We start from the raw sequence: 12,755 nt of genomic DNA, 5'->3' as shown, positions 1-12,755 counted from the left end.
CTGCATCCCCTGCATCCCCTGCTCCCCCTGCTGTTTCCGCATCTCACAAAATCGAGTTGCTCCCACTACAAGGCCTCTATTACTTGGTCGAAATCACGGCGATATATCTGTTGGCTGTAGTCCTCCCACTCTTTATCTGACGAGTGGGGCGATCGCTTTAATGTTGCTTTTTGGACGTATGACATCAATGGGCGACGAAGATACTCATATTTCTCGAAGGCTTTGGCTATAGCTTGCAGATCGTTCCAGTTATTCTCCTCAGCAATTTTAGCGATGAGTGTTGTAACTATTAGTGCATCTTCCAATCCTTGATTAGCTCCTTGAGCCATGAAGGGAGGCATTCCATGTGCGGCATCGCCAACTAAGACGATTCGCCCTACACTCCAGGCTGGTGGAATTTTGGCAGGATTAGCTTCAGGATTGAGGTCAGTTGGGTTAGAAACTTGTAGAGAATCGGAAGTGGTAGCAGGGTGAATGTAGTATGGGCGCTGCTGCATATTGGCAGGAGGAGACAGACGCACTAATTGCTTGAGCGCATCAGGAAACCCTGCTTTTTCCAACTCCTGCAAAGCTAAATCAATTAAAGAACTTTCTGATTTTCCTTGCAATGAGTCTAAAGGCAAAGCAAGATGTATTATGTACCCAAGTTCACCAGTTGGTCTGCAAAATAATATTATCCTGATGTTATTTATACAAACAGAATTTTCAGTTATTTCATCATTAGTGATTGTTACAAGTGGTGAGTCTTGAAAAAAATCTTCTTCTAGTTTTGTCCATAGTTCCTTTGGTACTTCAGCTATTTCCCTACACAATATAGCTGCAAACCCAGAGTATTCAGGTCGGGCAAAATCATGATATTGAGTATCTGTGTAAAGCAGCCTACGAACTGTAGAATTAATCCCATCTGCTGCAACAATTAGTTTAGCTCTAATGGATTTTGTTACTAATTCTTGGGGGGCAATATCCGAGTTTTGGGGCTGCTTATCATTATCTTTCTGCCCATCTGTCCAATAGGCATAAGGGTTGGCTTCTATTCCTGTGTCACCTACACAATCTATGCGGACACAACCGTTTTCCGGCTCATTCACAACATTAATGCAACGGTGATTAGCTTTAACTAGGTCTGGTGGAAGTAGCTGTCTGAGGGTTGTCTGCAAATTGTACCAAGAAATTGATACTCGACCCTCGCCATAATCTTCAAACCAGTCATCAAAACTAAGCGAAATTGAATTAATTATCTTACCCTGCAAATTTTTGTAAACCCATTGGGGTGAAGCCTTTGGAGGCTGTTGCTTTTGAGTAGATTCGACAGTTTCCTGACCATTAGACTGCTTGGGATTCAATAAACCAAGTCCAGTTTTTTTGACTTTTTCGTAAGCATTAGGATCTAAATGTTTGAGAGCTTTTAATCCATTGGGGAGAAGATCCACTGTTTGTCCAACTTGACGAAAGGCGCGAGTTTGATCGATGACAAGGACATTTTCAATACCACGTTTACGTAAGCCAATGGCAGTTGCTAACCCAATAGGCCCAGCACCAACCACTACAACATCGTAGATTTCTTGAGAAGTAGAAGAGGAGATCACAGATGCAGGTAAGGTATCTGCTTTGGTTGATGTGTTTGTATGTGTATGAGGGCTTGATTGAGTTTCTGGCATATTTATATATTGGATGGAATCTGGGCAATGTGGAAAGCTATAGCCATAAAGTTACATAAGATTACACAACAATATTAAAGTCAAATACAAAAAGTTAGATATTTTGCTGTGTTCAGACTTATTATTTGAAGCAAATATACTAGGCGATTAGAAATCGCGGCTATACAAACAAAGTCCACCTCCGTGGACTAATAACAAAATCAAGGATTCTCCTTAACCCACGTTCGCGTAGCGTTCCGCAAGGAAAGGTGGGTTTTGCCTGTGTAGCCGTGGTTTTTAACCGCCCTTTTAACTTGTGATTCCACCTCGCCTCAATGCAATCCTTGATACAGGGTACATTATTAATTAGCTCAATTTTTCTGCTGCGCGTCCAAGCAGCAACTCGTCGTCAGGTATCGCCTCTATAAAACCCCAAATGACTAACGAAGAACTGCTGGAAATTATTCAAAAAGCTGTTGCAGAGAAGGTTACAAATTTAGACCTTTCTAGCAAAGGCTTAACAAGCCTGCCACCGCAAATTGGACAACTCACCAACCTGCAAACCCTCGACCTCTACGGTAATCAACTGAGCAGTCTGCCACCGGGATTTGTCCAACTCACCAACCTGCAAACCCTCAAGCTCCGCAGAAATCAACTGAGCAGTCTGCCACCGCAAATTGGACAACTCACCAACCTGCAAACCCTCGACCTCAGCAGAAATCAACTGAGCAGTCTGCCACCGGAAATTAGCCAACTCACCAACCTGCAATCCCTCGACCTGGGCATTAATCAACTGAGCAGTCTGCCACCGGAAATTGGCCAACTCACCAACCTGCAATCCCTCGACCTGGGCATTAATCAACTGAGCAGTCTGCCACCAGAAATTGGCCAACTCACCAACCTGCAATCCCTCAACCTCGGCTACAATCAACTGAGCAGTCTGCCACCGGAAATTGTCCAACTCACCAACCTGCAATCCCTCTACCTCTTCAGTAATCAACTGAGCAGTCTGCCACCGGAAATTGTCCAACTCACCAACCTGCAAACCCTCTACCTCAGCGACAATCAACTGAGCAGTCTGCCACCGGAAATTGTCCAACTCACCAACCTGCGATCGCTCAACCTCAACGACAATCAACTGAGCAGTCTGCCACCGGAAATTGTCCAACTCACCAACCTGCGATCGCTCAACCTCAACGACAATCAACTGACGACACTGCCAGCAGATATTTGTCAATTACCCAACCTAGAAGCGTTGAGGCTTCATGGTAATCCAGTCCCCATTCCACCCGAAATTTTAAGTTCAGCTAATGCGAAAGAAATTCTAGATTTTTATTTCCGTGTGCAAAATCCAAAAGAGACGGAACCTTTATATGAAGCAAAATTCCTCATTGTGGGTGAAGGGGGAGCAGGTAAAACCTCTCTAGCCAAGAAAATTGCCAACGAAACTTATGAACTTCAAGCAGAGGAAAAATCGACCGAAGGCATTGATGTTATTCAGTGGAAATTCACACTGCCTAATGGGCAAGATTTTCGCATCAATATTTGGGACTTTGGCGGGCAAGAAATCTATCACCACACGCACCAGTTTTTCCTTACTGAACGTTCTCTCTATGTATTAGTCGCTGATACTCGCAAAGAAAACACAGATTTTTCTTACTGGCTCAAGGTTGTGGAACTATTGAGTGACAATAGCCCCGTCCTCATTATCAAAAATGAAAAACAAGACCGTCAGTGCGAAGTCAATGAGCGGCAATTGCGGGGAGAATTTACTAACCTCAAGGAAACTCTTGCAACTAATCTAGCCACCAATCGAGGTTTAACGGAGATTAAAGATGTTATTGGGCAATACATCAGCAAGCTTCCCCACGTTGGTACTCCTTTACCAAAACTCTGGGTGAGAGTTCGAGCCGCCCTAGAGAACTATTCCCGCAATTACATCAGCGTCGAAGAATATTACAGTCTTTGCCGAGTCAATAGTTTAACTGATAAGAAAGATATGCTGCTACTCAGCCGCTATCTACATGACCTTGGGGTTTTTCTGCACTTTCAGGGTGATCCATTTTTAAAAAATACTGTTATTCTCAAACCGGAATGGGGCACTAGTGCCGTCTACAAAGTTCTGGACAATAAACAAGTCATAGAAAAGAAAGGTCGTTTTTCTAAAGATGATCTTGCAGATATCTGGCAAGACGTAGAGTATGCCGAAATGCAAGACGAACTGCTACATTTGATGATGCGATTTAAGCTGTGCTATGAAATTCCAGGTAATCGCCAAAATTATATTGCACCTCACCTACTTTCTACCAATCAGCCTGATTTCAATTGGGATGAATCTAACAATCTCATCCTGCGCTACACCTATGATTTCATGCCGAAAGGTATTCTTACGCGCTTTATTGTCGAAATGCATTCTTTAATTGAACAACAAACCCTCGTTTGGAAAACTGGCGTTGTTCTCAATAAATATCAAAGCCGTGCCGAAGTCATTGAACAATATAATAAGCGAGAAATTAAAGTCCGCGTAGCAGGAAACCGCAAGAAAGAACTGCTAGCAGTTATCACTAATGAACTAGATAAAATCCATGATTCTTACGAACGTCTAAAATATCAAACACTTGTTCCTTGTAATTGTGAAAGCTGTAATGATAGTCAAACGCCTCATTTTTACCGCCGAGACGTGTTGTACAAATTCCGGGAAAATAATCGCTACGAAATCCAGTGCCTGGATAGCGGTGATATGGTAGATGTCCGCAGACTAATTGACGATGTTTTACTCACTTCACAAAATCCACAAATACTCATGTCTGAAACTGTAACCAGAAATCAAGTTTTCATCAGCTATAGTCATCAAGATCAGGAGTGGCTTACTAAACTCCAGAAACACCTCAAACCAATGATTCGCAATCAAAATCTGGTCGTGTGGGACGATACCAAAATTCAAGCTGGTGCTAAGTGGCGTGAAGCAATTGAAAATGCTTTAGTAGCAGCAAAAGTGGCAGTATTGTTGGTCAGCCCCGACTTTTTAGCATCAGATTTTATTGCTGATAATGAGTTACCCCCATTATTAGATGCAGCTGAAGCCGAAGGACTTACGATTATTTGGATACCGTTGAGTTTTAGCAGCTATGACGAAACAGAAATTGAAAAGTATCAGTCAGCGCACCCTCCCAATCAACCTTTAGACAGCCTGAACCCAGCACAAGAGAATAAAGCTTGGGTGGATATTTGTAAGAAGATCAAATTAGCAGCAGTCCCTCAGTAGAAAATAGCGACGGTGTACGCACAAGTCGAAAAATCCTCTACCCACATTTTTGTCAGAGTGAAACTGTCACACTCACTGATATCATGTCCAGTTGAACGCTTGTCATTGCGAACGGAGTGTTCGCGGAGCGTCTCGAAGAGAAGCAATCGCAGAGACCTTGTGATTGCTTCTCTACGAGACGCGAACGTTCCACTACGTTGCACTCGCAATGACATATCACAAGTAATTTACCGGACATGATATGATATCCCGCCCAGAACTGAAGTTCAGGGCTGATGGCGAAAGTACACCCGTAGGGGCAGTGCCGTGCCCCTACGGGTGTCAACTTAAGCTCAAATGCTTGTTCCACATACGTTTTACCCCCCTTAATCCCCCCTTGGAAAGGGGGGAAAAAGGAATCTAGTTCCCTCCCCAATACATACGGGGAGGGTTAGGGTGGGGTAACGCGGTGAGTAACAGTAAGTAAATGAACTCAATATCACGTTTCGACAAGGGTTTCACGTTAAGTTGACACGTATGGGCACTGCCGTGCCCCTACGGGTGTACCTCACGTAAACGAGAACCGCTATATGGCTTCTACTAGTGAAACTCTTAGCTATCGATGAAAACTTCATCTAACTCGAAGATAACCTCACTAATTTTCGAGTGTGTATTTGCCAAAACGGGAACTTTGGCTTCTGCTTCAGCTTGTAAGTCGAAGTCATACCACTCGTTACGCCATTGCAGGCGAAACTTCAAACGCGTCCAGTTAGGTGGTAGGTTGGGACAGGCAACGGGGCCAAACTGAGTCATCCGAATCCCGCCAAATCCAAAAACTACTGCTTGCCAAACTCCTCCAGCACTGGCGGCGTGAATTCCTTCGGCGGCGTTGAGTCTCACATCCTCTAAGTCTACCAAGGCCGATCGCAGAAAGTGCGTATAAGCTTCGGTTGGTTGATTGAGGTCGCAAGCTAAAATAGCGTGAATGGCTGGGCCTAATGAAGAACCATAGCTGTGGTCGGTGCGCTGGTTGTAATAGTCCCAGTTGGTGGCGAGGGTGTTATAGTCGTAGCGATCGCGCAATAAATACAAGAGCATCAATACATCTGGCTGCTTGAGAATCTGCTTTTGGCTTGTGGCTTCAATTCCCAACAAACCTTGCAATGATTTGCTGCGCGGTTCGTAATCAGCAAGGTTAACGTCTTCTAACTGGAAAAAGCCTTCAAATTGCTCAATTAAACCCGTTTGGGCATCTTCATTGACAAATAGACGCTCTTGGATTTCCGCCCATCGGTGCAGACGCTCTGTGGTTAAGTTGAGTTTTTGTACCAGTTCTGCTGAGATTTCAGGGTAAGCTTGTTTGAGCCAGTCCCACAGCGCCAAAGCTGACTGCAAATGCCACCGTACCATCAAATTGGTGAAGGCATTATTATCGACGCGATCGTGATTTTCATCAGGGCCAATCACATCTAGGATGTCATAACTGTGGCGCTCTTGGTTCCACTGCACCCGACTTTCCCAAAAAACAGCCGTATCAAGGATAATTTCTGCGCCATAATCGCGCATCCAGTCATCATCGTTAGTAGTTTGCCAGTAGTGTAAAACGGCATAGGCGACATCTGCGGTGATATGCACTTCAATGTCACCGCACCAGATGCGGATTAATTCACCGTTGGGAGCAGGTACCCAACGCGGAGTCACTTCATCGCCAGTAGTAGCACTTTCCCAAGCAAACATTGCTCCTTGATAACCTGCTTCTTGAGCTTTGCGTCTAGCTCCTGCTAAGGTGTGGTAGCGGTAGGTGAGCAAGTTCCGCGCTAGGGCTGGTTGAGTTAAGGTGAGGAAGGGGAGGATGAATATTTCCGTATCCCAAAAGATGTGTCCGCTGTAGGCAAAACCAGAGAGGGTTTTGGGAGGGATACTCACCCGACTATCGTGGCGCGGTGTTACAGCTAGTAATTGGAAAAGATTGTAACGGACGCTCAATTGAGCCAAGCGATCGCCTTCTATAATAATGTCACTGTCTTGCCACACTTGATCCCATGCAGCAATGTGAGCTGCCAATAGGGTAGCATATCTGGGTTCATCAGCGAGTCTTTGTAAGGCGGCGGCAATGGGGATTTCTGTTTCCCGTGAAGTAAACAGGGTGACAATCTTTTCGACAATCGCCGTTTTTCCTGGGTATAACTCCAAGGTAGTTGTCAAAATGGGAGAACTAGAAGCATTCTCAACGCATACGGGTGTAGTTTCGTCACCATCTACCACTAACTTAGCAGCCATACCAAGTTGAATACCTGAGTGGATAGTTTGACTATTGAGCCAGATAATCTGATCTATGCCACCTTGGTTTAAAGTTCGCCAATGTTTAACGCCTTGGGTATCTGGTTCATTGTCAAACTCTGCTTCGACAGTAATTTCACCCTCAAAGTCTACGGATGTAATTTGAGCGCGAATTGCCAAAACATGTTGGTCTGCTAAACTGGTGAAACGCTCAAAGTGAAAATCTAGGGTATGACCATTAGGACTACGCCACCGCACATCACGGCTAACTAAACCCAAACGCAGATCAAGCCGACGTTCGTAGTTGAGAATCTCGCCACTTTCCATGCTAAAGCGAACGCCTCCTACTTTCACTACCAATGGCAGCCAGTTGGGACAGTTTACCAGTGCGGTATGAGTAATTGCCACATCATCATAAACACCGTGGATAAGTGTGGCTGGGAAATCCTGGGAATACCCTTCTTCAAACGTACCCCGCACTCCTAACAACCCATTACCAAGAGTGAAGACGGTTTCTTTATGGTGCAACTGCGTCGGGTCAAACTCCGTTTCAATAACGTTCCAGTCAGTATTGTCAATTAATTGCTGATTTTGCTGAGAATTTTGAGTGGAGACGTTGAGCATGAGTAATAAAACCTATGTCTAGGGGCTGGCTGTGGGCAGGATGCAGTACAATTAGGAAAAATCTTTAAGTGATTAACTCTTTTTCTCTAGCGCCTAGACTTGAATCTAGCCTAAACACAAAAATAAGACATTCCTATTAACACTAACGTTTCATTTTTCATCTGTCTACAGTTAGATTTATTGAAGAATGCCAGTTAGAACTCATAAATCTCAATTAACTAGGAATTGATTCAGCTTTTCATCAATTTCTTTTATATTTATCAGCTTTACAATACAATCCATCGCGCTGATAAACAGGCAATGTTCGCTTAAATTCTTTTTGGTTGTTATTTTTAATTTAAATTCCCGAAAAGTTAATTAGTCATTGGTCATTGATACTAATGACTGATGACTAATCAATACGCTTGGGTTAAGGCTAAAAACTAAAACTGGCATAGGTTGGGTTGAGGAACGTAGACGCAAAGCGGCTTCCCGCAGGGTAACCCAACATTATTAAGGCTTTGTTGGGTTTGGTTTATGGTAAACCCAACCTTGTAGTGGGGCTAAATTCCAGATTTCACGCCCCACACAAGAGCATATATACTATCAAGCGCCAGTAAGTCCTCGTGTTTCCCGGCTCCACAATTTGACCGTGATCCATCACATAAATACAATTAGGATTTACGCACTGTACAAATTAACCATAGATTTTGGTCGTTTCAGGCGCGGCGATCGCAAATATTTAGAGACTAAGCCTACTTAGTCATTATTTCCAGCATTTTCGACAGTGCTGACTCTGGAGGATGTAAGCATATAAATTACACGAGTCAATATTATTCCTCATGGTCTTGAAGTGAAGCAAGGCTTATGTAAAACTTGAGATCCTTCGCTTTCAGCCTACTTTTAAGGAATTGATCAATGGCGCGTCTAGCCCTGCTGAGTGTATCTAACAAAACTGGTTTAATTGACCTCGCCCGTAGCTTGGTTGAAGAATTCGACTTTGATTTAATCAGCAGTGGGGGAACAGCCCAAGCACTCAAAGATGCGGGACTCCCTGTTACGAAGGTTGCAGATTACACAGGTTCACCAGAGATTTTAGGTGGTCGAGTCAAAACCCTACATCCCCGAATTCATGGCGGAATTTTGGCGCGGCGAGATGTTCCCCAAGATATTACAGATTTAGAAAATAACCAAATTCGCCCGATTGATTTAGTGGTGGTGAATCTTTATCCTTTTGAGGAAACGATCGCTAAACCAGGGGTAACATTAGCTGAAGCTGTTGAGCAAATAGATATCGGTGGGCCAGCAATGTTGCGGGCATCATCGAAAAACTTTGCTCATCTCACTGTATTATGCGACCCAGCACAGTATGACGAGTATTTGGAGGAATTGCGCCAAAATAACGGCGTAGCATCCCTAGAGTTTCGGCAAAAGGCGGCATTAAAAGGATTTTCGCACACTGCTAGTTACGATCAAGCGATCGCATCTTACCTCGCAGAAGCACAACAGTACACTCTTAGCGGCACACAATTGCAATCTCTGCGTTACGGCGAGAATCCCCATCAACCCGCCGCTTGGTATCAAACTGGTACTACTCCAACGGGATGGGCAGCCGCTACAAAACTTCAAGGCAAAGAACTTAGTTACAATAATTTAGTTGATTTAGAAGCCGCACGCCGAATCATTTCAGAATTTACTGATACCCCAGCAGCAACGATTATCAAACATACAAATCCCTGTGGTACGGCATTGGGAAGCACTATTTCAGAAGCTTACCAAAAAGCTTTTAACGCTGATTCTACTTCTGCTTTTGGTGGAATTGTCGCACTCAACCGCCCGATTGATGCGGTTACAGCCAGCGAGTTAACTAAAACATTTTTAGAATGTGTGGTTGCACCAAGTTGTGATGCAGAAGCTCAAGAAATCCTTGCCAAGAAATCTAACGTGCGGGTTTTGACTCTAGCTGATTTGAGCAGTGGCCCTAAAGATACAGTGAAAGCGATCGCAGGTGGTTTCCTTGTCCAAACCGCCGATGATATTGTTGCAGATACCAGTCAATGGCAAATAGTCACCGAACGTCAACCCACCGATAGCGAATTAGCCGAATTGCTATTTGCTTGGAAAGTTTGCAAACATGTTAAATCTAATGCCATTGTTGTGACAAGCGATCGCACTACACTAGGAGTAGGCGCTGGTCAAATGAACCGCGTTGGCTCAGTTAAAATTGCCCTCGAACAAGCTGGAGAAAAAGCTAAAGGTGCAATTCTCGCCAGCGATGGATTCTTCCCCTTCGATGATTCTGTGAAAACAGCCGCAGCAGCAGGAATTACAGCCATTGTCCAACCAGGGGGAAGTTTGCGCGATAAAGATTCCATCAAAGCTGCTAACGAACTCGGTTTGGTGATGGTCTTAACTGGTGTACGTCACTTTTTACACTAAATTATTGATCGTAAGTGTGCAGTTTAGAAAGTGTCACATAGGTTACTTGCTTTTTGATTTAATTAGTGATATGTTTTAGTCGTGTGTGAGGAGCAAGTTAAAAATAAAAAGCGCCTGGGGTGGAAACACGGCAACACTCCCAGGCGCTTTTTAATTTGTCAGAAATTGGATTGCTTGTGCAATTTTAGAAATGTCACTCAATATACTTGCCATTTGATAGAAGTAGTGATATTCTCTATTTGTGTGTGAGGAGCAAGTTAAGAATAAAAGATGCCTGGGGTGGAAACACGGCAACACTCCCAGGCATTTTTTAATTGCATACAGAAATTGGATTCCTTGCCATATCGATTAGAAAAATTTTGGCAATAAATAAATCGGCCATAGAGACGTACAAATGTCGCCCAATACTAATGTATTTGTAGCAGCAATTAGTGTGAAATGGGATCAGAAAGGAGACTGTCGGTGCAGTTTTGAAAGTGTCACTCAATATACTCGCCTTTTGATGGAAGCAGTGATACTATTTAATTGTGTGAGGAGCAAGTTAAAAATAAAAAGCGTCTGGGGTGGAAACACGGCAACACTCCCAGGCGCTTTTTAATTGGTATGCAGAAAAAATTCCTTGCAGATTTGCTGGAATTTTTGAGATAATCAGCTACAGTCCAAAATCCAGTCAACCTCACCCACAATCAGAAATTCAGGTGCAAATCAATCGGCTGACTCAACAAATTCAGTTCATCATCGAAATTGATCGATTGAAACAGGTGATGCGCCAAACTCTACTTATTGATGGGTCACGCCGGGAAAATAGTGCAGAACATTCTTGGCATTTAGCGGTGATGGCAAGTGTTTTAGCAGAATATGCCCCAGAGGGTGTTGCTATATTTCATGCCATCAAAATGCTGCTAATTCACGATTTGGTAGAAATTGATGCAGGTGACACCTTCTGCTACGATATGCAGGGTAATGACAGCAAAGCAGAACGAGAAGCACAAGCAGCATTACGCTTATTTGGACTTTTGCCAGCAGATCAAGGTAGCGAGTTGCGTTTGCTTTGGGATGAGTTTGAAGCAGGGGAAACACCCACCGCTAAATTTGCCGCAGCCCTAGACCGGATACAACCTTTAGTGCATAATCAGCAAACTCAGGGCGGGACTTGGCGCATTCATGGCATTAGGCGCGATCAGGTGATGAAACGGGTAGCGCCAGTAGAAACGGGTGCGCCGGAATTATGGCCTTTTGTCCTGCAATTGATTGATGATTGTGTGATGGCAGGATATTTAAAAGAGACTTCTAACCTCAAGATTCAGGGCTGATACGCTAGGGTTGTGGATGTAACCTCGCCCAGCCGTACCCATAATATAATTCCACGCCAAGCGATCGCCACCCTTGAATCAAAAACTCACAAATTTTTTCGTACACCTGAAGGCGACTATACAGCGTAAGTTAAATCATCTTGGTGTAGCACCGCCCGTCCACCAGTAGAACGCCGTACTAAATCCAGTTTTTGCCCTTGCCAAGTTAAATATTGCCAAGATTCAGGGAATTGACGTTGATGATAGCCGAGAGAAATGACAGGTGGCGACCAAGTATAAAAGCGCAGAGTTGGCGGATGCTTTCCCGAATAATGCTGTTCTAGCAACCAGCGGTCAATCGCCATCTGCACATTGCCAGTCGCCTCTAGCAAAGGAATTGGTCGCCAAACCTGCTTGCTATGCATCCGATGCAGCAGAAGCCCAATTTAAAATCCAAAAGCGTTCGACTGAGCGCTCACGCCGAAGTCTAAAATCCAAAATCCAAAATTCCTTAAGTTGCACCAAATTCAGATTGTAAAGCTTCATCGTTATTATCAGCGATCGTTGCCACAACGGTAATCAGCCGAGACACTTCGCCAGGAGATAACTCCGCTAAGGTGCGTGTTGATATCACAACCACCCGGTTTTCAATAATACCGAAGCGCGCTTCAAAAGTACTAGAGCAGTTTAACTCCAAAAGATACCGCATTAACTTAGGTTCATCTTTAGCAGGTAAATTTAATACCGCAGACCAAACCGTTATGGTGTCTTCATCGGTTGTCCCGTTGAGTTGGACAAATACTTGCACACTTCCATACTTAAACTTCCAGAGGTAACCACCCTCTGGAGTGTGGCTAACCATCGCACTATCATCTTGTTCCAAAGAGTCAATGACATTTTCAATTACCTCCACATGGTTAATGCTTGTCGTCTCGGCGATTAGCTCATTAATGGATTCGTTACTAGTTAGGGTTTCTTGGTAGCTTGTCATACAGATTTTTTTCTCAACATACTTGCTGTTTTATCTACACATACTTTATAACTTGTGGACGCAGTTAGTTTGAGCTTCCTTTTGGTCTACTTTCCAAATACCTAAAGTGTGGGTCTGCGATCGCGATCGTGAAGTTGCGATCCAAAAGCCTATTTCCAGTGGATTTTAGGTAACTCTGGGACACCATTTTTGTTTGTAGAGGCAATTGCTGAATCATCTATAACGATGTACTTCATTTGCCCAAGCCTCCTCCACTTCTGCCTAATCCC

General features: G+C 44.0%; 6 protein-coding genes and 1 pseudogene. 3 read left to right on the top strand and 4 right to left on the bottom strand.

Annotated elements, in window-relative coordinates:
- Window positions 1-65: 65 nt before the first annotated feature.
- Window positions 66-1,658 (bottom strand): FAD-dependent oxidoreductase, encoded by a 1,593-nt coding sequence (locus F8R90_RS14220; RefSeq protein ID WP_196511293.1) that lies wholly within the window; start codon window positions 1,656-1,658, stop codon window positions 66-68.
- 415 nt (window positions 1,659-2,073) lie between these two features.
- Between F8R90_RS14220 and F8R90_RS14215 the strand changes: the two genes are divergently transcribed.
- Window positions 2,074-4,902 carry a leucine-rich repeat domain-containing protein gene (locus F8R90_RS14215; protein ID WP_196511292.1) on the top strand — a complete coding sequence of 943 codons (2,829 nt, stop codon included), beginning with the start codon at window positions 2,074-2,076 and terminating at the stop codon, window positions 4,900-4,902.
- 591 nt (window positions 4,903-5,493) lie between these two features.
- Here the strand turns inward: F8R90_RS14215 and F8R90_RS14210 are convergent.
- A complete protein-coding gene (locus F8R90_RS14210; protein WP_196511291.1) occupies window positions 5,494-7,785 on the bottom strand; it encodes a glycoside hydrolase family 65 protein in 2,292 nt (763 codons plus the stop codon).
- 897 nt (window positions 7,786-8,682) lie between these two features.
- On the opposite strand from F8R90_RS14210, the gene purH reads away from it, so the two are divergent.
- Window positions 8,683-10,203, top strand: coding sequence for a bifunctional phosphoribosylaminoimidazolecarboxamide formyltransferase/IMP cyclohydrolase (gene purH / locus F8R90_RS14205; protein ID WP_196511290.1), 1,521 nt, complete (start codon window positions 8,683-8,685; stop codon window positions 10,201-10,203).
- Window positions 10,204-10,901: 698 nt separating this feature from the next.
- Complete coding sequence (locus F8R90_RS14200) at window positions 10,902-11,516, top strand: HD domain-containing protein (protein WP_196511296.1); 615 nt, start codon at window positions 10,902-10,904, stop codon at window positions 11,514-11,516.
- Between the two features lie 3 nt (window positions 11,517-11,519).
- On the opposite strand, the pseudogene F8R90_RS14195 reads toward F8R90_RS14200, so the two are convergent.
- Together F8R90_RS14195 and F8R90_RS14190 are read right to left on the bottom strand one after the other, a co-directional pair.
- A pseudogene (locus F8R90_RS14195) lies at window positions 11,520-11,920 on the bottom strand (lipoate--protein ligase family protein); the annotation flags it as partial.
- Between the two features lie 86 nt (window positions 11,921-12,006).
- Entirely contained in the window at window positions 12,007-12,486 is a 480-nt protein-coding gene (locus F8R90_RS14190; RefSeq protein WP_196511289.1) for a YbjN domain-containing protein, read from the bottom strand.
- Between the last annotated feature and the right edge of the window lie 269 nt (window positions 12,487-12,755).

The organism is Nostoc sp. NZL, from assembly GCF_015714705.1.
Classification (GTDB): domain Bacteria; phylum Cyanobacteriota; class Cyanobacteriia; order Cyanobacteriales; family Nostocaceae; genus Nostoc; species Nostoc foliaceum_A.
This window is presented reverse-complemented; position numbering and strand designations above follow the sequence as displayed.